Below are 25,862 nucleotides of genomic sequence, written 5' to 3'. Positions count from 1 at the left end.
TTTTATTTTAACCCCTCTATTAATCTTTCCGCAGGCTTAGAAAGCGTATGCCCCTTCAGCCAAATTAGAGCAATTGGTGATGCAAACGGCTCGTCATCTTCAATTTTACATGCCTTCAATCGTGCGTTTTGAGTCTGTTTCACAAAGGCCTCTGGCACAATGGCATTTGTCATGTGGTTTGCAATCATTTGACTTAAAAGCTGGATGTCGGAGCATTCACCAACTGGCTGGTGTACGCCCCTTTTAGCTAAACGTTCACGTATGAGCGAATAGACTCCTAGTCCCTCTGTGCTTGGCAACATAAATGGGTAATCTGCGATCTGCTTCCAGGTGATCGTTTCACCAAGTGGCGAGTCACTTGATGTCACAAAGTAAAACGGCTCATCTTTGATATGTAAGACTTCAAACTCACTTAAATTGAGTGGCAGACGTATCAACGCAAGCTCTAGTTTTCGGTCCTTTACAAGCTGACATAAGTGTCCAGATTCGTTTTGCTGGATCTTTAAATGAACCTTTGGATAGAGCGAATGAAAGTGCTGAAGCTGTTCTAGTAATTCATTGGATGAGAAGGTATTAACCCCCACGCTTAAGGTACCTTTTAGCCCTGCTCCCACATCCCGCGTATGCTGCTTCGCTTCTTCTGTAAGCTGCAAAATTTCTTCAGTGTATTGGTAGAGTGAGCAACCTGCCTCTGTTAGTTCAAGCTTTCGACCATTGCGGTCAAATAGCAACGTGCCTAGCTCCTGCTCTAGAGCTCGCAGCTGCTGGCTGAGTGGAGGCTGGGACATGTATAGCTTCTCTGCTGCAGCGGAAATATTCCCTTGCTCAACAATCTCTTTAAAGTAACGTAATTGCTTAAGGTCCACTTAAAATCACCCTTGCCGTTTCATATATGCTAAACCTTACTTTACTCCATTTTATTCATATAATGAAATCTCTTACACGTGTGCTAGGATTTATATAAAGAGTTGTAAGGGGGACACGCAAAATATGTCTACACATTGGATTGGCCCAGTCACGCTTGAAACAGGTTTCATTTATGAAGATCAAGAGGTAGTTGGTACGAAGACTAAACCTTATTACGTAAAAATTGAATCAGGCTCCATCGTCGCAATACAAAAGGAACCTCCAATTGAGGATCTGCCTCTTTTTGATGCAAAAGGCTTCTTGCTCTTACCTTCATTTAGAGATATGCATATTCATCTCGACAAAACGTTTTACGGAGGACCTTGGAAGGCACCAACGCGAGCGAAAAAAGGGATTCTCACGCGGTTAGAGGAGGAAAAAGTCTTACTCCCTGAGCTTCGTCCTGTAGCTCAGGAACGCGCGGAGGGACTGATTGATTTGCTCGTACGCCAGGGCACAACAAAAATCCGTACGCATTGTAATGTCGGACAGGTTGAAGGACTGCATCAGCTTGAGGCGACACTTGCAGCAAAGGAAACCTATCAAATGATGGCTGACATTGAGATCGTTGCCTTTCCGCAGCAAGGCTTACTTCGAGACGCGGCAGCAGGACTTGTGCGAGAGGCGTTAAAAAATGGAGCCGCTTATGTGGGCGGAGTGGATCCAGCAAGCATTGATGGCGATATTGAACGTTCGCTTCAAACGATGGTCGAGCTTGCTGTCAGTGCAGATGCGGGAATTGATCTACATCTTCACGACAGTGGTCATCTAGGATTATTTACGATGAAGCGACTAGCTGCTCTAACTGAAGAAGCAAAGCTGCAAGGACGTGTGACGATTAGTCATGGATTGGCGCTTGCCGACTTGCACACGGCAGAAGTGGTAGAAGCGGCTCACATGCTGCGCGCTCAACATATTGATATCACCTCAACGGTTTCACCCGGAAAAACCATCCCGATTCCTCTTTTACATAAAGAGGGTGTGTCCGTTTCATTTGGAGCCGATAGTATCACCGATCACTGGTCCCCGTTTGGAACAGGAGATAGCTTAGATAAGGCCGCAGTGTTCGCTGAGCGGTTTGGACACAAGGAAGAAGAGTCACTTCATCAGGCACTCACTTTTATAACAGGTGGAATGACGCCGCTTGATCAAGAAGGGAACCGAGTATGGCCGAATGTTGGCTCTCCTGCTGACTTTGTTTTAGTAGATGCGAGCTGCACCGCAGAAGCCGTAGCAAGACGAGCGAAGCGAAAGGCTGTTTGGTTTAAAGGCAACATGACTGTGAACGCAATGAATGAATAAGGAGGAGAATCGAATGTGGTTGAAGGATGTAAGAATTGAGACAGGCTTTCATGTAGAGGACAAGCATTATGCGGGAACAAACACAAAGGCAGTCCATGTGAAGATTGCAGACGGACTGGTGGAGAAAGTTATATCCGCCGATCAAAAACTGGATGATGCAGCTTCGGTCATAGAGGGCAGTGGACAACTTTTATTACCCTCACTGATTGAAAAGCATTGCCATCTCGATAAAACATTACTCGGAGAAAGATGGCGTCCGGTGAAGAAAGTACATTCTATTTTTGAACGATTTGAAATGGAGAAAACCATCCTGCCACACCTTGAGACCACTACACAGGAGCGAGCAGAGCGACTGCTTGAAACGTATGTACAGGGTAGTGTCACACATGTTCGTACACATGTGGATATCTATCCGGAGGTCGGACTTCAAAATCTGTTGGAAGTTATGGCAGCAATCGAAACGTTTAAGGATAAATTAGACATTGAGATCGTAGCATTTCCCCAGCATGGACTTTTAGTAGATGAAACGATTGAACTTCTAAAAAAAGCACTCAGCTACGATCTGGTGAAATATATAGGCGGAGTGGATCCAGCAAGTGTAGATGGAGACATCGAAAAATCTCTGCAAACAATGGTCACACTCGCAAAGGATTATGCAGTAGGAATCGACCTGCACCTTCATGATGCGGATTACCTTGGAACCTTTACAATGAAAAGACTGGCGCAGCTCGTATTAGAAGCAGAGCTTCAGCAAGACGTATTCATTAGTCATGCCTTTGGACTCGCAGACCTCCCGACAACCCAACTAAAAGATACTACGGACTGGTTAAAGAAAGCAGGTATCACCATCGTCACAAGTGTCCCAATTGGCCGCCCCTATCCACCTGTTGCCTTTTTAGAAGAACAAGGCGTCAAGGTAGCAGTTGGATGTGACAACATCTTTGACCTCTGGTCCCCATTTGGAAACGGTGATCTAATTGAGAGAGTCAGCCGACTTGCCGAATCCTCAAAATGGACGGACGAATGGGAGCTCGCTCAAAGCTTAAACTACATTACAGATCGACGAGCAGCCATCGAGAAAAAAGACGGACGTAGTGCATGGCTAAAACGAGGAGCAGAGGCGAATTTGATCCTCGTACCAGCCGAATCAACAGCCGAAATGGTGGCAAGACGTGTGAAACCGAAGATGACGTTGTTTCAGGGAAAAGTGACGTTTGAAGGAGCAGAATAAGGTATGCAAACTAGAAATCATTAGGTGATTTCTAGTTTTTTTGTGGAGTAGATGGGTGTTAGTAAGAAGAAAGCTGTGAATACCAAGCTAAACGCAGATTTAAGCAAGAAAAAAGAAGCGTTAGCAAGAAGGAAGGGAGAAGAACCAAGCCCGGAGCGGGGGTCAACCAAGAAACAGATGCTGATAACAAGGAGAAAGCGGAGGATACCAAGAAGAGGACCCGTTTAGCAAGAACATTGAGGTGAGTAGTAAGAAAAATGGCCCGTTGACCAAGAGCTTATGCCTCCTCACCAAGAATCCCCCTCTCAGTGAAGAATATGAGCTATCACTAGTTCTTTCTGAAAGAGGCAGATCAAAAAGATCCAAACATCAAGAAGAAAGCTGTGAATCCCAAGCTAAACGCAGATTTAAGCAAGAAAAAAGAAGCGTTAGCAAGAAGAAAGGGAGAAGAACCAAGCCCGGAGCGGGGGTCAACCAAGAAACAGATGCTGATAACAAGGAGAAAGCGGAGGATACCAAGAAGAGGACCCGTTTAGCAAGAACATTGAGGTAAGCAGTAAGAAGAAAAGCACGCCAAACAAGAACATCTCCACCTTTACCAAGAAGCCCCGACTCAATAAGGAGTATTAGACATTTATCAAAGGTACTTCCAAACATATAATGTAAAAACCTAAAACTCTATTTAAGTTAAAATGTTGGAACTAAATCCCACATACCATTACAATTAAATTATGATTGAATTTAGATAAAGTTGGTCATATTCCTTTTTTCGACAAAAACTATATATTTTCGTGGGGTGATGAAATGAAGGTTGGTGTCATTTATGGAAGTACGCGTACAAATGGGAACACAGAGCGGTTGGCCGAGGAGGTTGTTAAAGAGCTTCCGGATGTAACGAGAATCAATCTAGTAGACTATCAATTCAAAGACATTACCGATCAAAGGCACGATGCGAAAGGTTTTTCGCCAGTAGAGGATGAGTACAACAAAATCATTGATCAAATGCTCGAGTGTGACGTCTTACTGTTTGCAACGCCGATTTATTGGTACGGGATGACCAGTGTGATGAAGCGATTTGTTGATCGTTGGTCTCAAACGGTACGTGACGAGCGCTACCCACATTTTAAAGAGAAAATGAGCAAAAAGGATGCGTATATCATCGCTGTAGGCGGAGATCACCCTCGAGAAAAAGGCATGCCACTCGTGCAACAATTCATATACACCTGCGGATTCATTGGGTTAAACTACAAGGGATTTCTCTTAGGTGAAGGCTCAAAACCGAATGATATTTTAATGGATCAAAAGGCGTTAGAAGAAGCGCGTGAGCTTGGGGAAGTACTAAAGAAAAGAATGGAGAATGAGTTATAGACAGAGAACGCGTTTTACTTGGAGCTCGCAATCAGTTTATTGAACTAGCTATCCCGCCACTAACAGAGGAGGAAGAGGTTGAGTGTGTGGTCGCGGTCCAAAGTGGTCATTACAGTGTACAACATGCACAGATATACATACCCTCTATGGATATTCAACAATGGTATCAAGGACTGAAGCAAATGCATCGTGAATTAAAGGGAACGGTTGCCTTAACAAATCGGGATGACTCGTTGTTCCTTAAAGTGACCTTCCTCACACTTGGACAGTTGCACGTAGAGGGGACAATTCAAGAGCTGCCAAGTGTAGACAATCAGCTTACCTTTGAGTTTCAGCTTGATCAAAGTTACCTACCGAGATTGATTGAAGGGTTGAAGAAAGTAATCGAGTAAATAACATGATACTGGAGGAGACGATATGACCATAAATCATGAAGGTTTCATAGCAAGCTGGCATGAAGGGGAATACGAAAAGATATATCATACAACCTCAGAAGAGTTTAAACGGTTAGTTACTTTAGAGCAATTTTGTCATTTAGGAACAGACTTTAATAAAGGAGTAGAAGGGTACAAGCTACTTAACAAATGTTTAAATCCTGATCATGTGACTCAATACGTTTGGTTAGATAACCAGGAGAATAAAGCAGTTAATGTTTATTTTGACTCTAGCCAACAAATCGTCGGTTTCTTATTATCACCGTATAATATATATCCTAAATATGATCGTATTTATACAAAAAATGAGTATATCATGCCCGTTGATAGTGAGTGGTTTGTCTTCTGGGGTGGCAGCAATGTGTTCATTAATTATCATTACGAGTTAACGAGTCAAAGATATGCTTATGATTTAGTACAGTTAAAGGATCATTCTACATATAAGTACGACGGCCTTACAAATTCAGATTATTACGCTTTTAATAGTCCTATCGTTTCTCCAGCCGAGGGCACGGTTTTAACTGTTCAAAATTACATGATTGATAATGAACCGGGACAAGTAGACAAAGAGAATGTACCGGGTAATTTTATTGTCATTGAACATGAACATCAGGAATACAGTTTGATCGCTCACTTTAAAAAGGAGTCCATTAGTGTAAAAGAGGGTGATCAAGTGAAAAAAGGACAGTACCTTGGAAGATGTGGAAATTCCGGAAACTCAACTGAACCTCATATTCATTTTCAAGTAATGAACTCCTTCGATATTAATAAGGCTGAATCAATTCGTATTACATTTGCGAATGACGAACCGATTAAAGGAGACTTTGTTTGTTAACATCCTTCACAACGCTTCTGGTAAAAACCTCCTATACATATCCAATGCATTGGTATGCTCTCTTAAGACAGCCAATGTGTTTGGGTGTGGCTTGGAATAGATCATTGGATAGTCCTTTTCGTCCAATGCTTCATCCACATGAAAGGCTAATTTCTCATGCTCAATCTGAAATTGCGCATTAATTCCTTCTTTATTTCCTCTGGCATCTAGTCTTATCCATCGATTTAGTGACTTTATATAAACCACATTAAGCGCATGTATACAATAGCCACCAGCTAGAGTATCAAACAGCATCAAGCGTTGATAACAAAAGCCTGTCGGAATACCTTGCGAGCGAAGTAACGCTGCGAACAGGTTTGATTTTGCGTAGCAGATTCCTTCTTTATAAAGAAGGACCTCCGATGCCTCACACGTCACGCGTTCGCTTTGAATGTCCCATGAATGAGCAACTTCATCACGCACAAAAGTGAATGCACGCTCTATTTTTTCCAGATCCGTTTGCGCACGATTAAAGAGCTCGGTGCTTTTTTCTTGAATAAGAGGATGGCTGAAGTTCACTTCAGGTAATTCACAACAGTATTGATCCAGGTCCGTTGTCTCACATTTCAACTGCATCATCTCCCTTCCTGTTCCTATATGATAACGAACTTTACATTTTAAGTAAAAAAAATGTTTTGCTACCTTGCATTGTATAGTAGTGTACCATATACTGTAAATGAAGATAAAATCATATTGGTGGTATGGAATGAACGCACAGTTTAAAAAAGGTGTTCTGGAATTGTTGGTGCTCTTAATCATCAACCAGAACGATGAATATGGCTACTCGCTTATTAAAAAGATTTCAAATCAAATGAGCATATCAGAAGGCACGGTGTATCCAATTTTAAAGCGACTGGTTCAGGATGAGTACGTCTCAACGTATCAAAAACCTTCGGCAGAGGGGCCAATTCGGAAGTATTATCACATAACGGATGCAGGTAAGGAAAAGCTGATTCAGCTAAAGAGCGATTGGCATGAGTTTGCTGCGATTATCGACTTTTTTATTAAGGAGAGTGGAGAGATTTGAAGCAAAGTGAGTTCTTAAGGACATTGCGGATGCACTTAACGTATATGTCGGAGCAAGAGAAGAATGAGATCATCCGAGAGTATGCGATGCACTTTAAAGAAGGAGAACAGGACAGTGTGAATGCTGAACAAGTCTCGCGGCAGCTGGGTAATCCTAAGGAGCTTGCCAAGGAATTAAATGCAGTGCATGCCGTTCAAAGGGTGGAAGAGAAGAAAAGCCTGTCTCACTTATTTCACGCGGTTTTATCCATTGGTGGGTTAAGCATGTGGAACTTATTTGTGATGTTCTTATGCTTTGGACTCTTACTGCTCGTATCTCCCGTTGTTTTTGCGTTTGTCATTGCTGTACCACTTATGATTGCATCTCCTGTCATCTTACTTGTGATGGGCTTTATATACGGCTTCGATATGATTACGTTAAAGGAAATCACAGAGGTGACAAGAGCTGTAGTCATTGGCTCAGCACTTGCGGTCGTCGGTTATCTCATCGCAAAAGCACTGGTATCCTTATTTATTCGTCATCTTAAATGGAATGCATCCTTACTAAAAAGGGAGAGAGTGATATGAAAAAATGGTGGGTTAGTCTGGTTGTAGGGTTAGCCATTCTGACAGGATGTAATCAAGAAACCATTGAAGATACTGCGGATGAAGATACTGAAATGATTGATTTAGAGGATGTTGAGATTCCAGATACCGTGTTTGAGTCGGATAAAGTAGACGAAGTGATCCCAGAGGATGAGATGAAGGATAGCTTAACAATGTATTTAAATACGTTTGGAGAATTATCGAACATTCAGTTTCAGTTAATGGAAAGAATGTTTGAGGATTCAGGTAAGGATGAACAAGATCTCATGAAGCAAGTGAATCGACAGTTAAAGAGGAACGACGACAATTTCTCTGACTACATCGATGAGAATACCTTACCGGATGGATACGAGGTTGATACGCTAAGAATCTATTCTTATGTATCAAGTACTAATGCGTTTGTGATGGAAGAAATGGAAGATTGGACGTCTGTTTTCAATATCCCGGACAATGTTACTGGAAGAGAACAAGCGAAAATCGAAGCATTCCTTGAGGAAAAAGGCATTGAAACCACGGCATTTAAACCATAATCAAAAGGCTGCTCTCATCAACGAGAGCAGCCTTTTCTTCTGTTCGCATGTTCCATTTATCTAGGAGCATACTAACCGAGAGACAAGCGAGTAGAGGTGAGCAAAATGGAACATAAGTGGTTTAACATGGAGATTGACGAGATCGAGCGTCAACTCGGAACTAAAGTTCAATCTGGGTTAACGAGCGATGAAGCCAATAAGCGGTTAGAGACTGACGGTCGAAACGAGCTTCCTGAAAAGAAAAAGGAATCCAGTTTGAAGAAATTTTTAGGCCAATTTAATGATGTGTTAATTTATGTGTTGCTTGCAGCGGCTGTCATTACAGCGATCTTAGGACACTTTATTGATACAACGGTGATCGTGCTTGTAACGATCATTAATGCGTTCATCGGATTTTTTCAAGAAAATCAGGCGGAGAAGGCGTTAAATGGAATTAAAGCGCTTCTTAGTTCCACGGCGAATGTAAAACGTAACGGTAAGCGTCAAGAAGTCGACGGGGTAGAGTTAGCAGTGGGTGACATTGTAATCCTTAGTGCTGGAGACAAGGTTCCAGCTGATCTAAGACTTGTTGAGGTGCATAATCTTCGTGTAGAGGAATCTGCCTTAACGGGTGAATCAACAGCTGTAGATAAGCAGATCATGTTGCTAGAACCAGACACAGTATTAAATGACCGCGTCAATATGGCGTTTTCCGGCACATCCATTGCGGCAGGTAGTGGAGTTGGTATCGTTACGGCTACGGGTTCGAAAACGGAGCTTGGAAAAATTAATGAGGCTATGTCTGAGGTAGAGGATCTACAAACACCTTTGCTTCGCCAAATTAGCGGGTTTGGCCGGACGATTGCCCTTTTTGTTGTTGGTGTAGCCGTACTTATGTTTGTATTTGGTTACTTTGTCCGGTCGTTTCCGGCAGGAGAGCTGTTGTTATCGGTTATTACGCTAGCTGTTGCGGCGATACCAGAAGGGCTACCGGCTGTCTTATCCATTATTCTTGCAATTGGTGTGCGTCGGATGGCTAAGAGACACGCCATAATACGAAGCCTTCCATCAGTTGAGACGCTTGGTTCGGTTTCTGTGATCTGTTCTGATAAAACAGGCACACTCACTAAAAATGAAATGACCGTAACCAATGTTGAAACCACCTCAGCGACTTATGAGGTTTCAGGGACTGGCTATGCGCCAACGGGTGAGATTAAGCTGAAGGATAATAAACGGACGGAAGATGCAGATCAAATCCTACAGCATTTTCTCACTTGTGTGCAGGTATGTAATGATGCAAACCTGCGGCAGGACGAAACAGATCATTGGACCATTGATGGAGACCCAACAGATGGATGCTTTCTAACGCTTGGTCGAAAGTCAGATATGGAGCTACCTAGCTACACAATCATTTCTAAAATTCCATTTGATTCGGATTATAAGTACATGGCTGTGCTTGCAGAGATCAACGCAGAACGATACATTTTTGTAAAAGGTGCGCCTGACCGAGTGTTTGAGATGGTGGCTAAACATAACCAGGCTGACTTTGACCGTGCGTATTGGGAGGAGCGGATGTCTCTGCGGGCACGTGTTGGGGAACGTGTCATTGGAGCGGCATATAAAAAGGTGTACTCCAAGACAGAGAAGCTTGGGCATCATGATTTAGATAACGGGCTCTATTTTCTCGGTATTGCAGGAATCATTGATCCTCCGCGTGCGGAAGCGATGCAAGCCGTAGATACCTGTCTTAAAGCAGGCATTCAAGTAAAAATGATTACAGGAGACCATGCTGATACTGCAAAAGCCATTGGAAAGCAATTAGGCATTGGTGATGGTCAAACCGCTTTAACAGGTCGTGACTTAGATAAAATGACTGATGAAGAACTGGAACATGCAGCAGAAACAACGCATGTATTTGCCAGAACAAGTCCAGAAAATAAGCTACGACTTGTAAAAGCCTTGCAGAAGCTTGGACATATTTGTGCAATGACTGGTGATGGCGTGAATGACGCGGCTGCCTTAAAGCGTGCTGACATTGGCGTAGCGATGGGGATTAAGGGGACCGAGGTAACGAAGGACGCTGCGAAAATGGTGCTCGCGGACGACAACTTCCAGACCATTGTCCATGCAGTTGAAGAAGGACGACGCGTGTACGATAACATTAAGAAAACGATCCTGTTTATCCTACCGACAAATGGAGCAGGGGGCATACTCATCATTGCAAGTATCTTTCTCGGAATGACCATGCCGCTCACACCTGTCCAAATTCTCTGGGTGAACATGGTGGTATCGGTGACGGTCTCCCTTGGGCTTGCCTTTGAAAAAGTAGAGGAAGGTGCAATGAACCGGCCACCAAGGGATCCAAAGGCTAGGCTATTGTCTCCTTACTACGCTTTTCGAATCGCCTTTGTTTCCATCTTAATTGGAATTGGAACCCTTTGGATGAACACCTTTTTGCAAAACCAAGGCTATCACAATGGGGCCCATCAAACGATTATCCTGCAAATGTTTGTCATGGCTCAATTGTTCCATCTATTTAACTGCCGGAGTGAGCTTGGTTTTGCCTTTAACAAAGACTTCTTCACAAACAAGATGGCTTTTCTAGTGGCAGGTATGTTAATTGTGTTGCAGGTAGCTATTACGTATCTGCCTTTCATGAACACCATTTTCCAAACCACACCGCTAACCTTAACCGAGTGGGGCATTCCAATCTTGATGGGACTCGCTGTGTTTGTGATTGTCGAGATTGAGAAGCGTATTACGAAGAGTGTGGTGGAGAGAAGGAAAAAAAGCTAGGAGTGAAAAAATCACTTCTAGCTTTTTTTGTACAGAAATGTAAATAGATGAGTGGTTTAAATCATTTAGCCACTTCACTCGACTAACGATTCTAACAATAGTAATATACTTAGTATTAGAAAAATAATAGAAAAGAGTGATATTTTTGGAAAGAACAGAACAATGGTTTGGAACAAAATCAGTTCATTCAAAATCTACTATTTTCTCCGTTTTGAAGAACTTCGTTACATTACAATCCATTAAATTTTGGGTTCTAGCATACGTATTTTCTATGATTGTCGATTTGTTTTTTGGAAGTAATTCAATACTCATTGATTCAGTAAATCTTGTCCTATTCCCGTTTGCTGTCATACTTATTGGTACAGTTGCAAACCAATTCATAATGTCCGCTCGTTTTGTTTATATTCTACTATACCCAACGTATAAGAATCTAACAAATAGTCAAAGTATCATGTTTATTCTTGTTGTGAATGTACTAAAATTCATATTCTTTATCATTGTATGGAAATATACCTTTGTTTTAGGTGTTATTGGATTAATTTTGTCAATTTATAATGCCCAAAAAATGTCTAGGTAGGTGGATTTACATGAAAAACATATGGAAGATAAAGCAAGGTTCAAAAAGAGGGTTAGAGCAAGTTTTGCAGTTATGTAATAAAGGGGATATTATCTTTTTATCTCCTGGCGAATATCATTTCCCACAGGGATTCACCTTTTATGAAATAGCAAATCTTGATATTAGAGGTGTAGGAAAAGAACCAAGTGAGACTGTGATTAAAGGCTCCTTTGTCATTGATGGGTCTGAAAGAATACGTCTATCAAATCTTACGTTAAATGCTTCTACTGATAGAAATGCATTAGCTATACATAATGGGGCAACTGTAGAACTTCACAAGGTCATATTAAATAGTGAGATGACTCGAACTTATTTTTCCATGTACTGTAATGACTCTAAAGTAAGGATAGTTGCATGCGAGATAAATCTTACAGACGATAAGAATTATGCGCTAGGTATATATGGACAATCAAATGTAGAGGTACGTTCATCCATTGTTAGCTCTATGTTGATTGAACAGTCGAGTGTTCAATCTTTTAATAATCAATTACAAAGAGAAATAAGGTTGGAGAAGGATTCAAACCTAACGGCTAAGGGGATTACCTATTTTGCGCGCAATAAGAGTGCAAATGTCATTGAAAGTATAGAGATCGATTCTGGTTCAAGTGCTGAATTTGAACTCATTCATTCTGATAGTGGAGAGATGCTGTTTTATTCTAAGCGAGCCACATTAACAATTAAGGAAATAAGGGGTTCAGATAACCCAAGCTATAGGATTGATTTTGACAAGCAGTCTACTATTGATGTAACCGAAAAATTGTATGAGGGCGAAGAAGAGAAACAACCATCTGAACCTTTACGAGCTCGCTTTCATGGACCTTCAAGCGAACCTTCTGAAATGGCTGAGCATAAGGAGGCTGCAGCTACCCTTGAGAAAGAAACCACACATGATCATAAAAGAGAGGCAGAATCGTCTCGTGGATTAGAAGAGTTGAATAACCTTTATGGGCTTAACAATTTGAAAGACCAAATTAATCAGTTTGTTAATACGGTGAAGTTTAATCAGCGTAGAAAGGAAGAAGGGAGAAATACAGTTCCAGTTACACTTCATTCATTATTTTTAGGGAATCCTGGAACTGGAAAAACAACTGTTGCACGAATTCTGGGTAGAACCTTTTATGAACTAGGAGTTATACCTTCGAATACGTTTATTGAAGTGACAAGGAAGGATTTGGTTGGTCAACATATTGGTGAAACAGCTCTTATCACACAAGAGGTTCTTAATAAGAGTAAGGGCGGGGTTTTATTTATTGATGAAGCCTATTCTCTTTATAGTGAATCAGTTACAGATTTTGGGAAGGAAGCTGTTGATACCATCATCACGTTCATGGAGGAAAATCGTGATAACTTGATGATCATCTTTGCTGGTTATACAGATGAAATGTCCCAATTTTTAAAGTTGAACAGTGGATTAAAATCTAGAATTCCAAATGAGTTCCATTTCGAAGATTATACTGCCATGGAGATTGTAGAAATTGGTTATAAAGATCTAATAAGACAAGATTATAATGTAGACGAGAATAAATACAAAGATATCGTCCAGTGGTCATATAACCAAAGTATGGACAAGAGCAATGCGAGGTGGGTTAGAAATGTTAATGAGAAAATACTAATTGCTCTCGCTAACCGTGTAGTTAAGAGTAATAATCAGGATACACAAACGATACTTGAAGAGGATTTAGCTGTGTTAAAAGGTAAGCAAAAGCACAACAAGGAAGAAAAAATAACCGAACTTCTTCACCAATTAGATGACTTGATTGGATTGGACGATGTTAAACAATTTGTGCATCGCTTAACGAAGGAAGTGAAAGTGGATCAGATGTTAATGGATGGTGGAACTTTCTCAAGCAAACCATCGTATCATATGATCTTTTCAGGGAACCCAGGTACAGGTAAAACAACGGTGGCAAAGATCATTGCACAACTTTTTTATTATTTGGATATCATGCCAACTTCAAATGTTAAAGTGGTAGAGCGATCAGACCTTGTAGGTTCTTATATCGGTCATACAGAAAAGCAAACAAAGGATATTCTAGAACAATCAATGGGTGGAGTTCTGTTTATTGATGAAGCCTATCAACTGGCAAATAAATACGAAAATGATTTCGGTAAGCAGGCAATTGAGACTTTATTAACCTATCTAGAAAATCACCGTGATAAGTTCATTGTCATTCTAGCTGGGTATACAAATGAAATGGAAGAATTCCTAAAAATTAACCCTGGGTTGCGCTCTCGCATCCCAAAAAATATCATTTTTCCTGACTACAGTGCAGATGACATTGCAACGATTGTAGAAAAAATAATTACCGATCAGTGGGAAGTAAATGTTCCTCTCCTAAGATCAAAGGTAATTGAAACCTATTCAAGCCTAGAAAACCATGAGAAAGCAAATGCTAGGTGGGCACGAAACTATGCAGAACAGTTGGTCCAGAACCATAAGGTATGGTTAGTTGATCAGGATTTGGCGATTGATCAATTTAAGAAAATAGATGACGATGTGGTCCGTGGACAATTTTAATCCTTAATAGAAAAGCCTAATGGTATTGTTTACAATACCATTAGGCTTTTACGTATTTGGATAATATAACAACTGTTTTATTAGGTAAGAAAGAAAGCGATTTTTACTCACCCTTCCCCAATCTCTCTAAAATCACCTCACGCTCCGCCTCATACCCGGGCTTCCCGAGCAGGGCAAACATGTTTTGCTTGTAGGCTTCCACTCCTGGTTGGTTAAATGGATTGACTCCCAATAGGTGGCCACTAATGCCGCATGCTTTTTCAAAGAAGTAGATCAGTTCTCCGAATGTGAAGGCGTTTAGCTCGTCGAGTTCGATCACTAGATTTGGAACGTCTCCATCGATGTGAGCGAGCAAGGTTCCTTCAAAGGCTGACTGGTTTACTTCGGCTAATGTTTTGCCTGATAGATAGTTGAGACCATCGTTTGAGTCTTCTTCTTTGATGTGAAGATCTTTGTTCTCCTGCTTGATTTGAAGAACGGTTTCTATGAGATTCCGGCGTCCTTCCTGGACGTATTGGCCCATCGAATGTAAGTCTGTTGAGAAGTCAACGGCCGCTGGGAACATCCCTTTTTGGTCTTTGCCTTCACTTTCCCCAAAGAGCTGCTTCCACCATTCAGCTAGATAATGCAGTCGAGGGTCGTAATTGACTAGAAGCTCAATGGCTTTTCCTTTGTTATAAAAGGCTTGGCGAACAACCGCATATTGGTAGCATTCATTCTCTAAGACGTTGGGATTGTTGTATTTCTCTGCTGAAGCAGCCGCTCCAAGAAGCATTTGATCAATATCAATGCCAGCCGCAGCGATGGGTAGTAAGCCTACAGCTGTAAGAATGGAATATCTGCCCCCGACATCATCCGGGATAACAAAGGTTTCGTAGCCTTCTGTATCGGCTACTTCCTTAAGCGCCCCTTGCTTCTGGTCAGTCGTGACGTAGATACGTTCCTTACTTCCTTCTTTGCCGTACTTGTTCTCCATGTATTCTCTGAAGAGCCTGAACGCAAGAGCGGGTTCGGTTGTTGTCCCAGACTTAGAGATCACATTAATCGAGATGTCTTTGCCTTCAAGCATCTCAAGGAGATCAAGAATGTAGGTTGTGCTGATATTATGTCCAGCATAATAGATTTCCGTATGTTCACCCATCTGATTATGGAAGCTGTGTCCTAAGGCATCGATGGCGGCTCTAGCTCCAAGGTAGGAGCCGCCAATTCCAATGACAATCAGGGCATCTGATTGTTTTTGGATACGCTTGGCTGCTTGCTTAATTTGTTGGACCTCTTCTTTATCATACGTAGTGGGTAGGTCCACCCAGCCAAGATAATCGGAGCCGGCACCGAATGCTTCATGAAGCTTTTGATGAGCAACGTTTACTTGCTCTTGGCTTAATGCGATCTCAGATTCACTCATAAAAGGTAAGGCATGTTTGTATTGAAATGATAGTGTCATGTAAATCTCTCCTTTAGTTTGATTTTTCTACAGCATGTCCGCCAAACCCGTTACGTAAGGCAGCAACCACTTTTCCAGTGAATGTATCTTGTTCAAGTGACCGGTATCTCATAAGTAAGGACATCGCGATTATAGGTGTAGCTGCTTGTAGATCTAGTGCGGTTTCCACTGTCCACTTGCCTTCACCAGAGGAATGCATGACTCCTTGAATACCATCAAGGTTTGCGTCTGTTGAAAAAGCGTTCTCTGTTAGTTCCATTAACCAGGAGCGGATCACAGAGCCATGATTCCAAACTTTTGCTACATCTTCGTAGGAATAATCAAATTCACTTTTCTCTAAGACTTCAAATCCTTCTCCGATTGCAGCCATCATGCCGTACTCAATGCCGTTATGCACCATTTTCAGAAAGTGCCCGCTTCCGACTTTGCCAGCATAGAGATAGCCATGTTCAACGGAGGTGTCTTTAAATAACGGTTCAACAATTGCCCATGCTTCTGGGTCGCCGCCAATCATATAGCAAGCACCGAAACGGGCTCCGTGCGTTCCACCAGATGTACCAACATCCATAAAGTGAATGCCATCCTCCTTTAGAAGCTCATATCGGCGAATCGATTCTTTATAATGTGAATTACCCGCTTCAATGACAATGTCACCTGCTTGAAGCAAAGGCTGAATGTCCGCCAACACAGAATCTACGACGCCATGAGGAACCATAAGCCAGATCACGCGAGGGTGTGGCAAGGATTCAACTACTTCTTGCATGCTTGCAGCACCCGTTGCTCCGTATTCTTTAAGTTTCTCCACAGCCTCTGGATTCACATCAAATGCAGTCACCTGATGTGTATGATCCATAACGTTTTTTCCTAAATTCATGCCCATTTTTCCTAAACCAATTAATCCAATATGCATCGTTAAAAACTCCTTTTCCTATGTGTTTACCACCATTTATAGCCATGCTTGCTAAGCAGCGAATCTGCTGCCACTGGCCCGTTTGTACCAGCCTGATAGTGATGAAGCGGAATCGTGTTTGATTCAAATTGTTCAAGGACCGGTTGAATCCATTGCCAGGCGAGCTCAACCTCATCCCAATGTGTAAAAAATGTCGGGTCGCCTTTAATCGCGTCAGCTAACAAAAATTCATATGCCTCGGGCGTTTCTCTATGACTAGCCGAAAATTCAACCTTAATTGGTTCGAGTTTACCTGTTAGCGGGTGCTTACTATTCAGTTGAAGCGTCACCCCGTCATTTGGATTAATATGAATAACGAGTAAATTAGGCTCCGCATCACTCGCATTTTGATTAAGATTTAATGAATCCTTGAATTCAACAACAATCTTCGTTTCCTTACTACTAAGGCGTTTCCCGGTGCGAATAAAGAATGGGACGCCCTGCCATGTTGGTGTGTTGATCTGGAGACGAGCGGCAACAAAGGTATCTGTTGTCGAATCATTCCTTACACCAGGCTCATCCGTATATCCACTTACGAGTGTCTCGTCTTTCGAGGCAAGTCGCGTGTATTGAGCACGAACAATGTCTTCAGGAGAAGTTGGCTCTATTGAACTCATCAGTTTGATCTTTTCATTTCGCAACTCAGATACGCTTTGCCTCTCGGACGTACGCACGGCTGTCATCATGACCAGCTGCAGCATGTGATTTTGAACCATATCGCGAATCGCACCTGAATGCTCATAATACGAGGCACGTGAGCCCACACCTACTGTCTCATTTGCCGTAATTTGAACGTTCGCAATCAGTTGGTTGCTCCAAATTGATTGGAGCACTGGATTGGCCGAGATCAGTGTCTCCAGATTCTGTACCATCGGTTTTCCTAAGTAATGGTCAATTCGGTAAATTTCATCCTCATTAAAGGCACGTAGGACGGTGCTATTTAATGCGCGAGCTGAGTTGAGATCATGTCCAAATGGTTTCTCAATAATGACTCGTTTCCAGCCGCTCGTGTCACCCAACCCACTTTTATTAATATTTGTCGTGATCACATCAAATAAGGCTGGCGTAACGGAAAGATAAAATATGCGATTAGTTCCAAGTCCTGCTTCTTTCTCCTGACCCTCAACAAAGGCTTTCAGCTCATTGAAGCTTTCTTCTTGTGTGACGTCCACGCTGACATATGAGAGCTTCTGAACAAACGCAAGCTTCTTTGCTTTGTCATCCGTTGAATGTCTTGAAAATTCATAAAGAGAATCAATAACGGTTGATTGAAATTCTTTTGTATCGAGTGTTTCCCGACCAACTCCTATAACAGAAAAGGCGTCGGGAAGCTTGTTGTCCATATACAAATTAAAGAGCGCGGGATAGATTTTTCGTTTTGCTAAATCTCCCGTTGCACCAAATAAAATAAAAGACATGGAATCCATGTTCATCATCCTTTTCGTGAAAAATGGTTTTGGCTTGCCTGTGCTCACACAGTATAAAACGTTCATTTCAATTGCGTAAGTACGCACTTTTTTTGCAAGAAGTGTGGAAAAGTATACTAAATGAATTTAAAGAAACGATAAAAAAACCACGCTCGCTTTGACCAAAGTCAAAACGAACGTGGCTCTCTTCTTATTCTTTGTCTAACACATTTTCAATATAATCCTTACCCCATTCGTACATGGCATCAAGAATTGGCATGAGGTTTCTTCCGTGCTCTGTTAGGGAATATTCAACCTTGGGTGGAACAACCGGGTACACTTCTCGGTGGAGAATCTCGTGATCCTCGAGCTCGCGTAATTGGTTAACAAGCATTCGCTGTGTGATACCAGGCATAAGAGCTTTAAGCTCACCGAAGCGTTTTGTTCCTTCTTTTCCTAAATGCCATAGAATGAGCATCTTCCACTTTCCACCTATGACAGACAATGTTAGTTCCTTCTCACAGTTAAATGTCCGTTCACCTAAGTTCGGCATACTTTCACATCCTTCGTCACCCATAGTATACTTTTCCGCACTATATGTGTTAAATGTGCGTACTTTTCATTTGGTGACGTACTTAGTATAGTGTGTTTTAGACAGATTAGTAAATAGTGAATTGAGAGATACTATACAGGCTGTCAAATCCAAAGAAAAAAAGGAGTTTTTTCATCATGAAATTACAATTAGCATTAGACTTAGTAAATATTCCAGAAGCCATTGAGCTTGTAGCAGAAGTTCAAGATTCAATCGATATCGTTGAAATTGGTACTCCAATCATCAACAGCCTTGGTCACGAAGCTGTTCGTGCAGTTAAAGAAGCATACCCGAACCTTACCGTTCTTGCTGATATTAAAATCATGGATGCTGCTGGCTACGAAGTACAACAAGCTTCTGCTGCTGGTGCAGACATCATCACAATCCTAGGTGCAGCTGAAGATAGCTCAATCCGTGGTGCGGTTGAAGCAGCGAAAAAAGAAGGAAAAGAAATCCTTGTTGATATGATTGCTGTAAAAGATATCGAAACACGTGCAAAAGAATTAGATCAGCTTGGTGCAGACTACATCTGCGTTCACACTGGTTATGACCTTCAAGCAGAAGGAAAAGATTCTTTCGCAGATCTACGTAAGATCAAATCTGTTGTTAAAAATGCAAAAACAGCAATCGCTGGTGGGATCAAGCTTGAAACTCTTCCAGAAGTAATCGAAGCTCAGCCAGACCTAGTTATCGTTGGTGGCGGAATCACGTCTAAAGACGACAAGAAAACGGCTGCACAAGAAATCAAAGCACTAATCAACAAAGGGTAATCAATGAATACTACCGAGTATCTTGAGACGATTATTCAAGAGCTTAGAGGTACAGTTCAGTCAATCTCCGAGACAGAGGCGGACAAGCTAGTTGAAGCGATTCTTCAAGCGAAGAAAGTCTTTGTTGTGGGAGCTGGACGTTCTGGCTTTATGGGTAAGTCCTTTGTGATGCGCATGATGCATATGGGCATCGATGCCTACGCAGTAGGTGAAACCGTTACGGCGAACCTTGAAAAAGGGGATCTGTTAATCGTTGGTACAGGATCAGGGGAAACAAAAAGTTTAATTCCAATTGTAGAAAAGGCAAAAGTTCTTGGTGGCACAGTTGCTGCTGTCACGCTTTCTCCTGATTCTACAATCGGTAAGCTTGCCGATCTCACTGTCATCTTACCTGGAGCACCGAAAGACCGTGCAGAAGGTAGTGAATATGAGACCATTCAACCAATGGGCTCCCTATTTGAACAGACGTCCCTTCTTTTCTATGATGCAGTGATTCTGCGTTTTATGGAAAAGAAAGAACTGAATTCAAAACAAATGTACGGCAAACATGCCAACCTTGAGTAGGTAATGAGGCACCTTTGATTTCTGTATCATATAGGAATCAAAGGTGTTTTTTCATCGCATCCTATAGGGGACATTACTTCACTTTAGGACAAGAACTCAGTAAAATGAGTAGGAATAGGAATACAGAAAAGAGGGATTTCCATGGCACAAACGATAAAAGGCAAGACAGCGTTAATCACTGGAGCGGGTAAAGGAATTGGGAAAGCAACTGCAATCGCACTAGCTAACGAAGGCGTAAACGTGGGTCTTGTTGCTCGTACAGAAGCAGACTTAACCGGTCTTGCAGAACAGCTTAAAGAAACAGGTGTGAAGGTAGCAATTGCAACAGCCGATATCTCATCACTTGAGCAAGTAAACAAAGCAGTGGACTCACTCACAAGCGAGCTTGGCACATTTGATATCCTGATTAACAATGCAGGAATCGGTAAGTTCGGTGGCTTTATGGACTTAGATCCAGAAGAGTGGAAAAATATCGTAGACGTGAACCTAACAGGAACATACTACGTAACAAGAGCGGTGCTTCCGCAGCTGATCGAAAAACAAGGCGGAGACATCATCAATATCTCTTCAACAGCTGGACAAAAAGGTGCACCAGCAACAAGTGCATACAGTGCTTCTAAATTTGGCCTACTTGGTCTTACAGAATCCCTTGCACTTGAAGTACGTAAGCATAATGTACGCGTAACAGCACTTACACCAAGTACGGTTGCAACAGACCTTGCAGTTAGAGAGAATCTGACGGACGGCAATCCTGAAAAAGTGATGCAGCCAGAAGATCTAGCAGAAATCATCGTGTCACAATTAAAATTACACCCACGTATCTTTATCAAATCAGCAGGTATGTGGTCAACAAACCCGTAAGTGGAATTGAAAGGAGCCAGAGACTAAGTCTCTGGCTTTTTTGTGATAGCTAAATCAAAACAAATCAACAAACCTTAAGATAAGATCAATGAGTGCTAAGGTTAAAATAAGACCTAATAAAATCGAGGATGAGATCAATCCAGACTTGGAGAATAAGTGAGTAGGGTACCTTCTTGCAATGAACACAGCTACTAATAAAAGAAGAACGGCAATGACCATTTCATGCACGTTGAGACCTACTAGCTTAAGCAAGTATTCACCGACACTGTAGCCTTTATCGCTCGCAAACAAAAGAACAGAGCTACATAAAAAAAGAACCAAAGAAAAACTTCCTAAGCCAAGTTTTTTGGTATGTTCCATCTCATTACCTCCATTTTATTTACAATGATATGTTATTACAATGATAACATGCCAACTACCAGAATATTGAAAAAATCTATAGATGAAGCTTTAAGAAAATTAAACCAATCTCATTCAAACCGTAAAAAAGACTGCCTCGTAAGCGAGACAGCCTTTCTCTTATTTATCCATCACAAATCCTGTTTTCGACGTTTGTTCGTCACTTAACCAACCAGATTCACTCAATCCGTCTAACCAGCTTTCTTCTATTTGATCTGCTTGCTCCTTTTCCGCAACCTTCGTTGAGATTTCGGCGATTGTATCTCCTTTGTATGTCCAGATTTCAAGGTCCGCGTCCTCTCCTAGATATTTGCCTTCAAAGGTTTCGGCAAGTGCAGGGCCATATGGAATGGTCTGGCTAAGTGTGTCCTGATACCAGTCTTCCTGATCCCATGTGCGATATTTCTTTGGAGCTTCTTCTTTAAAGAGCTTCACGGCATAATCTACGTCAATTGAATCAAATGTTAGCTTTTTGTTTTGTTTAAAGGTTTCTTTTCGACTAATAGAGAATGTATCGGTACCTTCTTTACGGTCATTCTCAAATTTATAATTGGACATGTCGTTATGGAACCCTTTTGCTGTTGCTTCTGCGATTGCGTCTTCTACAGTCACTCCAGGAAAGACTTTCTTATAAGTGATATTTGTCTTCTTATCACTCGCGTAGATTCGGAGGCGGTGTATGTAGCCCTGATCTCGGAATTGTTGGTCTGGAGTATCAAAGTAATAGACTTTAACATCTTCGTCATGTGTAGCATTAAACGTTTGAACAATATCCTCTTGATTTGAGAATGAGTCGAGATCTAGGTTGAATTTCACTTCATACCCTGGTTCAATGGGGCTCTCTGCTTGCGCGGGAAGGGCGAAGCTTGTAAAGAATGCAATGGTTAATGCGCCTACGAAACTCACTTTTTTCATAAAATGATTCCTCCATTTGTCTGGTGTTTTAAGATGATTTCCAAATCCTGCTCCTTACTATGAAAAAATGTGACGTGACTTGCTTTCATATAAGAAAGAATCCTTGAAAGGTCATCTCGATCTGGATGCGACTTATAAAAGGGAGAAGATGGATCGAGATAGATGCCCGTCTGAATCTTAGTCATTTCAAAAGGTGATTGCTTCGTTAAATAGATTCCAGGCTGCTTTGCTTCTGATGCGAGCTGCAATCGATCGCTCTGAAGCATATGCTTAAATTCGTGAGTTCGCTCTTCACGCATCTGATCAGGGTACTGCAGATAGGCGTGCAGGTGATCGTTTAGCCCTTGATCAATGAAGAAGGTTCGATCAGGTAGTGCGTGATAGAGTGAAAACAAAAGGTCACAGGCTTTGCCAGAGAGATTAACCGGAACATGGTACGGCTCGAGTGGGTCTGAAAGAGCGTCCATGATATTTCGAATACTTTTCTGATAAGGCATCGTATAGGCAGCATGACCGCTATCAATTAATGCGTGATCATAGAAACGAAGAGTTGGTTGATCTGTAACTAACAAAGGTGCATCAAGTGCCATATCGCCGGAGAAAAAGAATGTCTCCTCATTCACTCGAAAGCTATACCAGACGCTGCCTAGCATATGTCCGCTGTAGCCCCAGGTCACGTGTAGACTCTTCGTTAAGGAAACCTCCTTGCCCCGTGTTTGTTTAGGAAATGCACGGAAATGAAGGTTGGCAAGGGACACATCCGGGTTCTTTTGCTGCCACAGAGAAATGATAGGGGGAAGCTGAGCAAGGCTTGCTTCTGACATCCACACCTCTCCGTGGAATCCTTTTTTCGCAAGTAAGGGTAGTGCTCCGATATGGTCGTTATGAACATGTGAGATGAAAACGGCTTGAAGCGACTGAGCGGTCTCCTCGGTAATCTCAGGGTACACTTCGGGTGAGCCGTTTCTGACGCCGCAGTCTAGCATGATACGTGTGTTGGTTGTGTGGTCGGTTAGGAGAAAGCAATTTCGACCGTATTCTTTTACGCCTCCAAAGGTGGTGAGATTCATCATGATTTTGTTCGCATGGCCTTTCGTTGCAGCGACTCTACCACAAAGATACAAAGGATGGTCAATAGAACCGTTACAACAGCCATGGCCATTCCTTTAGAGACATCTCCTTGTTCAAATTGGCTATAAATGAATGTTGCACTCGTTTCTACAGAAGGCGGAAGAATAAGTAAGGAACCAACCAGTTCACGCATCGATATAATAAAGGTCATCACCCAGCCTGCAAGAATCCCTTGCCCAAGTAGAGGCAACCAGACTCGAATGAGGACAAGCCACTCGTTGTGAGCAAAAACCGCATTTGATTGATGGATAGATGAATGAAGCTGTGATAAGGCAGACTTCGTATATTGCACGGAATAAGGCAGAAAGAGCACAATGTACGTGACAATCGGCATCCAGGTTGTGTTGTAGATGGTTGATGGAAACCACGGGGTATTCCAAAATAAAATGAGACCCACCACAAAGACAATACCAGGAACGATATTTGACAGGATGCTTGTAAAATCTAGCACCTGCTGTGATTTTTTTTGACCCTCGCGGATGATAAGTGCGGCACAGAAGCCAATAACGGCTGCAACTGTAGCAGCGATAAAGGCAAAGTTTATACTGTTCATTAATGCTTTAAAGCTCGAGGAGCCAATGGTAAAGAGGTCTGCATAATGAGTGAACGTCAGATTGCTTAAGCTGAGACCCTCTCCACGAATATTTAATAGTGAGGTCACGATGATAGAAAAGTAAGGAATTCCAATGGAAAGGCCGAGAATAACTAGAACATAGCCACTTGAGATCACTCGAACAAGAGCGGTGTCTTTTGGTTTGGTGCTACTGCCAGATTTTCCTGAATGAATGCCAAACGAATACTTTCGACTGATCACATTCTGGAGATACCAAATGACCATACACACACTTAATAGAATGAGTGATAGGCTGGTAGCCGCTGAGATGTTAATCGGCCAACGAGACAGGTAGGCATGAATGTCTGTTGTAAGCACGTCATACCCAATCCGTTTACCGAATGTAGCAGGAGTCCCAAACTCTCCTAACGTCTTAATGAAAACAAGGAGACTAGCCATCACGTAGCTTGAAATGAGTAATGGCAAAACAACACGAATCCAATTCCAGACTGGGTTCCGACCATAGATTAAGGTTGCATCTAGGAAGGATCCGCTCATTCTGAGGAGAGCATTTTTTAACATCAGGTACAAGAATGGATAGAGGTGCATACTCATCACAAAGACCATTCCTGCGATATTAAAGAAGGTAAAAGGAAACTTGCCGCCAAATAATTGCTCATAGTAGCCATTGTTCTGCATGAATAAAATCCATCCCATAGACCCGATATATGGTGGGGTCATAAACGGAATCACAAATACTAGATCAAGCCAGTTGTGGCGTGCGAGAGACGTTTTTGTTCGAATAATGGCAAGTGGTAGGGCAATGAACGTTGTTGCTGCAATTACGTACACTCCAAGCAACAAGGAATTCTGCATCGTTTGCAGAATACGATTAGACGCAAGCACATACTGCATGGATTCAAATGATAGAGAACCCTCATCTACAAATGTGTAGATGAGGACGGAAAACAAAGGTGCTACTGCTAGCAAGCTAACAATAATTAATAGGATCGTATAAGGCGCGTGTTTCTGTATAATCACGTGGATACCTCCAATGTGCGTCGTAGCGAATTACTCCATAGATAAGAAGGTATTCAGCGTTTCAACTTGCTTGTCTTCGATGCCTTCAAAATCAAATGGAAGAGTAGGAATATCAGTTAAAGGTGCGCGGTTGCTTAACTCAATGTCCGCATTTCCTGGTAGGATGTATGCATCTGCAACTAGCTCTTGAGCCGCGTCAGATAATAAGAAGTCCATGTAGGCTTTTGCACCTTCTAGATTTTTAGAATCAGCTACGATTCCAGCTGCACGTGGGCTGATCACTGTACCACTTTCCGGATAATAAATATCAACCGGCTCACCGCTATCCTTCGCTTTGTACGTCATATAATCTACAGCTGCAACTACAACGTCTTTATCTCCTGTAATCACTGCATCAAGAGACTCCTTATTTGCTCCAGCAACAAGAAGACCATTATCCTTCCAGCTTTGAATGATCTCCCAGCCTTTTTCATCGCTATCTGTTAATCCGTACAAAAAGTCTACGGCAGATCCAGATGAAGTCGGATCAGGCATCGTTACGCGGCCTTCCCACTCAGCCTCCCCAAATGCTTCCCAATCTGCATCAAGAGAGTCAACCTGGTTTGTATTATAGGCAACACCTAGAGCAGAGGCACTGTAGCCATAGTAGTAATGATCTGAATCATTCCATTCCGGATTCATACTGTCTGCATTTTCAGGCTCGTACGGTTGAAGCTTCTCCTCAGATTTCAGGCCTTCCATCGAAGGAATTGATGCAAGAACAACAACATCGGCAATCGGATTATTGGACTCTGCTTCAAGACGAGAAAGAATTTTACCAGTTGTGCTTTGGAACATTTCAACCGTTAAGCCTGTTTCTTCTTCAAATGCAGCCTGGATGTTCTCAGCTAATCCTTCAGGTCCCGCAGAGTAAACGGTTAATGTATCACTTGTAGAATCTGTTTGGGCTTCAGCTGTTTCTGTGTTTGTGTTCTCTGTTTTTTCTGTGGCTTCGGCATTATCCCCACAAGCTCCAAGTAGAAAAAGTGATGCTGATACCCCTGCAATAGTTAATAGATTACGTTTTTTCATC

25 protein-coding genes are annotated in these 25,862 nt (G+C 42.1%); 14 read left to right on the top strand and 11 right to left on the bottom strand.

Annotation, left to right across the window (positions count from 1 at the left end; translation table 11 throughout):
- Window positions 1-2: 2 nt before the first annotated feature.
- On the bottom strand, window positions 3-866 hold the full coding sequence (locus ACQKKO_RS05320) for a LysR family transcriptional regulator (protein WP_498645039.1): 864 nt from the start codon (window positions 864-866) through the stop codon (window positions 3-5).
- A gap of 124 nt (window positions 867-990) precedes the next feature.
- Here ACQKKO_RS05320 and ACQKKO_RS05315 point away from each other — a divergent pair, with 124 nt between their 5' ends.
- The 5 genes from ACQKKO_RS05315 (at window position 991) to ACQKKO_RS05295 (ending at window position 6,076) form a co-directional block, all read left to right on the top strand.
- Entirely contained in the window at window positions 991-2,208 is a 1,218-nt protein-coding gene (locus tag ACQKKO_RS05315; protein WP_498645037.1) for an amidohydrolase, read from the top strand.
- 13 nt (window positions 2,209-2,221) lie between these two features.
- Complete coding sequence (locus ACQKKO_RS05310) at window positions 2,222-3,439, top strand: amidohydrolase (protein WP_498645035.1); 1,218 nt, start codon at window positions 2,222-2,224, stop codon at window positions 3,437-3,439.
- Window positions 3,440-4,243: 804 nt separating this feature from the next.
- Window positions 4,244-4,807: a flavodoxin family protein gene (locus ACQKKO_RS05305; RefSeq protein ID WP_498645033.1), complete on the top strand. Its 564-nt coding sequence runs from the start codon at window positions 4,244-4,246 to the stop codon at window positions 4,805-4,807.
- An 86-nt stretch (window positions 4,808-4,893) separates the two neighbouring features.
- Window positions 4,894-5,199, top strand: coding sequence for a WapI family immunity protein (locus tag ACQKKO_RS05300; RefSeq protein ID WP_498645031.1), 306 nt, complete (start codon window positions 4,894-4,896; stop codon window positions 5,197-5,199).
- Between the two features lie 25 nt (window positions 5,200-5,224).
- Window positions 5,225-6,076 (top strand): M23 family metallopeptidase, encoded by an 852-nt coding sequence (locus ACQKKO_RS05295; protein WP_498645029.1) that lies wholly within the window; start codon window positions 5,225-5,227, stop codon window positions 6,074-6,076.
- Window positions 6,077-6,082: 6 nt separating this feature from the next.
- Here ACQKKO_RS05295 and ACQKKO_RS05290 read toward each other — a convergent pair whose 3' ends face one another.
- Window positions 6,083-6,691, bottom strand: coding sequence for a transglutaminase-like domain-containing protein (locus tag ACQKKO_RS05290; protein WP_498645027.1), 609 nt, complete (start codon window positions 6,689-6,691; stop codon window positions 6,083-6,085).
- A gap of 130 nt (window positions 6,692-6,821) precedes the next feature.
- Between ACQKKO_RS05290 and ACQKKO_RS05285 the strand changes: the two genes are divergently transcribed.
- From ACQKKO_RS05285 to ACQKKO_RS05260, 6 genes are all read left to right on the top strand, one after another.
- The gene (locus ACQKKO_RS05285) at window positions 6,822-7,142 is read left to right on the top strand and encodes a PadR family transcriptional regulator (protein WP_498645025.1); all 321 of its coding nucleotides are present in this window, start codon (window positions 6,822-6,824) and stop codon (window positions 7,140-7,142) included.
- Window positions 7,139-7,708, top strand: coding sequence for a DUF1700 domain-containing protein (locus tag ACQKKO_RS05280; RefSeq protein WP_498645023.1), 570 nt, complete (start codon window positions 7,139-7,141; stop codon window positions 7,706-7,708). Before ACQKKO_RS05285 ends, ACQKKO_RS05280 begins: the two co-directional genes overlap by 4 nt.
- Complete coding sequence (locus ACQKKO_RS05275; protein WP_498645021.1) at window positions 7,705-8,256, top strand: NDxxF motif lipoprotein; 552 nt, start codon at window positions 7,705-7,707, stop codon at window positions 8,254-8,256. Before ACQKKO_RS05280 ends, ACQKKO_RS05275 begins: the two co-directional genes overlap by 4 nt.
- A 105-nt stretch (window positions 8,257-8,361) precedes the next feature.
- Window positions 8,362-11,031, top strand: coding sequence for a cation-transporting P-type ATPase (locus tag ACQKKO_RS05270; protein ID WP_498645020.1), 2,670 nt, complete (start codon window positions 8,362-8,364; stop codon window positions 11,029-11,031).
- A gap of 145 nt (window positions 11,032-11,176) precedes the next feature.
- Window positions 11,177-11,608, top strand: coding sequence for a hypothetical protein (locus tag ACQKKO_RS05265; protein ID WP_498645018.1), 432 nt, complete (start codon window positions 11,177-11,179; stop codon window positions 11,606-11,608).
- Between the two features lie 10 nt (window positions 11,609-11,618).
- The gene (locus ACQKKO_RS05260; RefSeq protein ID WP_498645016.1) at window positions 11,619-14,165 is read left to right on the top strand and encodes an AAA family ATPase; all 2,547 of its coding nucleotides are present in this window, start codon (window positions 11,619-11,621) and stop codon (window positions 14,163-14,165) included.
- A gap of 103 nt (window positions 14,166-14,268) precedes the next feature.
- Here ACQKKO_RS05260 and ACQKKO_RS05255 read toward each other — a convergent pair whose 3' ends face one another.
- From ACQKKO_RS05255 to hxlR, 4 genes are all read right to left on the bottom strand, one after another.
- On the bottom strand, window positions 14,269-15,609 hold the full coding sequence (locus tag ACQKKO_RS05255) for a glucose-6-phosphate isomerase (protein WP_498645014.1): 1,341 nt from the start codon (window positions 15,607-15,609) through the stop codon (window positions 14,269-14,271).
- Between the two features lie 13 nt (window positions 15,610-15,622).
- Window positions 15,623-16,519: a phosphogluconate dehydrogenase (NAD(+)-dependent, decarboxylating) gene (gene gnd / locus ACQKKO_RS05250; RefSeq protein WP_498645012.1), complete on the bottom strand. Its 897-nt coding sequence runs from the start codon at window positions 16,517-16,519 to the stop codon at window positions 15,623-15,625.
- A 26-nt stretch (window positions 16,520-16,545) separates the two neighbouring features.
- Window positions 16,546-17,985, bottom strand: a complete 1,440-nt coding sequence (gene zwf / locus ACQKKO_RS05245; RefSeq protein ID WP_498645010.1) for a glucose-6-phosphate dehydrogenase — start codon at window positions 17,983-17,985, stop codon at window positions 16,546-16,548.
- Window positions 17,986-18,175: 190 nt separating this feature from the next.
- Window positions 18,176-18,517, bottom strand: coding sequence for a transcriptional activator HxlR (gene hxlR / locus ACQKKO_RS05240; RefSeq protein ID WP_479824635.1), 342 nt, complete (start codon window positions 18,515-18,517; stop codon window positions 18,176-18,178).
- A 176-nt stretch (window positions 18,518-18,693) separates the two neighbouring features.
- Here hxlR and hxlA point away from each other — a divergent pair, with 176 nt between their 5' ends.
- From hxlA to ACQKKO_RS05225, 3 genes are all read left to right on the top strand, one after another.
- Window positions 18,694-19,326: a 3-hexulose-6-phosphate synthase gene (hxlA, locus tag ACQKKO_RS05235; RefSeq protein ID WP_440160338.1), complete on the top strand. Its 633-nt coding sequence runs from the start codon at window positions 18,694-18,696 to the stop codon at window positions 19,324-19,326.
- A gap of 3 nt (window positions 19,327-19,329) precedes the next feature.
- Entirely contained in the window at window positions 19,330-19,890 is a 561-nt protein-coding gene (gene hxlB / locus ACQKKO_RS05230; RefSeq protein ID WP_498645007.1) for a 6-phospho-3-hexuloisomerase, read from the top strand.
- A gap of 141 nt (window positions 19,891-20,031) precedes the next feature.
- Window positions 20,032-20,751 carry a 3-ketoacyl-ACP reductase gene (locus tag ACQKKO_RS05225; protein ID WP_498645005.1) on the top strand — a complete coding sequence of 240 codons (720 nt, stop codon included), beginning with the start codon at window positions 20,032-20,034 and terminating at the stop codon, window positions 20,749-20,751.
- A 54-nt stretch (window positions 20,752-20,805) separates the two neighbouring features.
- On the opposite strand, the gene ACQKKO_RS05220 is transcribed toward ACQKKO_RS05225, so the two are convergent.
- From ACQKKO_RS05220 to ACQKKO_RS05200, 5 genes are all read right to left on the bottom strand, one after another.
- Window positions 20,806-21,111, bottom strand: a complete 306-nt coding sequence (locus ACQKKO_RS05220) for a hypothetical protein (RefSeq protein ID WP_498645003.1) — start codon at window positions 21,109-21,111, stop codon at window positions 20,806-20,808.
- A gap of 159 nt (window positions 21,112-21,270) precedes the next feature.
- Complete coding sequence (locus ACQKKO_RS05215; RefSeq protein ID WP_498645002.1) at window positions 21,271-22,065, bottom strand: hypothetical protein; 795 nt, start codon at window positions 22,063-22,065, stop codon at window positions 21,271-21,273.
- On the bottom strand, window positions 22,062-23,138 hold the full coding sequence (locus ACQKKO_RS05210) for an MBL fold metallo-hydrolase (RefSeq protein WP_498645000.1): 1,077 nt from the start codon (window positions 23,136-23,138) through the stop codon (window positions 22,062-22,064). Before ACQKKO_RS05210 ends, ACQKKO_RS05215 begins: the two co-directional genes overlap by 4 nt.
- Entirely contained in the window at window positions 23,135-24,790 is a 1,656-nt protein-coding gene (locus ACQKKO_RS05205; RefSeq protein WP_498644998.1) for an ABC transporter permease, read from the bottom strand. Before ACQKKO_RS05205 ends, ACQKKO_RS05210 begins: the two co-directional genes overlap by 4 nt.
- Before the next feature lie 30 nt (window positions 24,791-24,820).
- Window positions 24,821-25,861 carry an ABC transporter substrate-binding protein gene (locus ACQKKO_RS05200; RefSeq protein ID WP_498644996.1) on the bottom strand — a complete coding sequence of 347 codons (1,041 nt, stop codon included), beginning with the start codon at window positions 25,859-25,861 and terminating at the stop codon, window positions 24,821-24,823.
- Between the last annotated feature and the right edge of the window lies 1 nt (window position 25,862).

Source organism: Alkalihalobacillus sp. NPDC127517, assembly GCF_050276055.1.
Classification (GTDB): Bacteria; Bacillota; Bacilli; order Bacillales; family Bacillaceae_D; genus Alkalicoccobacillus.
This window is presented reverse-complemented; position numbering and strand designations above follow the sequence as displayed.

Coding starts and splice junctions, on each gene's coding strand:
- ACQKKO_RS05275 (WP_498645021.1), top strand. CDS start 7,705: ATGAAAAAATGGTGGGTTAGTCTGGTTGTAGGGTTAGCCATTCTGACA.
- gnd (WP_498645012.1), bottom strand. CDS start 16,519: ATGCATATTGGATTAATTGGTTTAGGAAAAATGGGCATGAATTTAGGA.
- hxlB (WP_498645007.1), top strand. CDS start 19,330: ATGAATACTACCGAGTATCTTGAGACGATTATTCAAGAGCTTAGAGGT.
- ACQKKO_RS05305 (WP_498645033.1), top strand. CDS start 4,244: ATGAAGGTTGGTGTCATTTATGGAAGTACGCGTACAAATGGGAACACA.
- ACQKKO_RS05310 (WP_498645035.1), top strand. CDS start 2,222: ATGTGGTTGAAGGATGTAAGAATTGAGACAGGCTTTCATGTAGAGGAC.
- ACQKKO_RS05200 (WP_498644996.1), bottom strand. CDS start 25,861: ATGAAAAAACGTAATCTATTAACTATTGCAGGGGTATCAGCATCACTT.
- ACQKKO_RS05225 (WP_498645005.1), top strand. CDS start 20,032: ATGGCACAAACGATAAAAGGCAAGACAGCGTTAATCACTGGAGCGGGT.
- hxlA (WP_440160338.1), top strand. CDS start 18,694: ATGAAATTACAATTAGCATTAGACTTAGTAAATATTCCAGAAGCCATT.
- ACQKKO_RS05260 (WP_498645016.1), top strand. CDS start 11,619: ATGAAAAACATATGGAAGATAAAGCAAGGTTCAAAAAGAGGGTTAGAG.
- ACQKKO_RS05285 (WP_498645025.1), top strand. CDS start 6,822: ATGAACGCACAGTTTAAAAAAGGTGTTCTGGAATTGTTGGTGCTCTTA.
- ACQKKO_RS05210 (WP_498645000.1), bottom strand. CDS start 23,138: ATGATGAATCTCACCACCTTTGGAGGCGTAAAAGAATACGGTCGAAAT.
- ACQKKO_RS05315 (WP_498645037.1), top strand. CDS start 991: ATGTCTACACATTGGATTGGCCCAGTCACGCTTGAAACAGGTTTCATT.
- ACQKKO_RS05215 (WP_498645002.1), bottom strand. CDS start 22,065: ATGAAAAAAGTGAGTTTCGTAGGCGCATTAACCATTGCATTCTTTACA.
- ACQKKO_RS05270 (WP_498645020.1), top strand. CDS start 8,362: ATGGAACATAAGTGGTTTAACATGGAGATTGACGAGATCGAGCGTCAA.
- zwf (WP_498645010.1), bottom strand. CDS start 17,985: ATGGATTCCATGTCTTTTATTTTATTTGGTGCAACGGGAGATTTAGCA.
- ACQKKO_RS05290 (WP_498645027.1), bottom strand. CDS start 6,691: ATGCAGTTGAAATGTGAGACAACGGACCTGGATCAATACTGTTGTGAA.
- ACQKKO_RS05295 (WP_498645029.1), top strand. CDS start 5,225: ATGACCATAAATCATGAAGGTTTCATAGCAAGCTGGCATGAAGGGGAA.
- ACQKKO_RS05255 (WP_498645014.1), bottom strand. CDS start 15,609: ATGACACTATCATTTCAATACAAACATGCCTTACCTTTTATGAGTGAA.
- hxlR (WP_479824635.1), bottom strand. CDS start 18,517: ATGCCGAACTTAGGTGAACGGACATTTAACTGTGAGAAGGAACTAACA.
- ACQKKO_RS05220 (WP_498645003.1), bottom strand. CDS start 21,111: ATGGAACATACCAAAAAACTTGGCTTAGGAAGTTTTTCTTTGGTTCTT.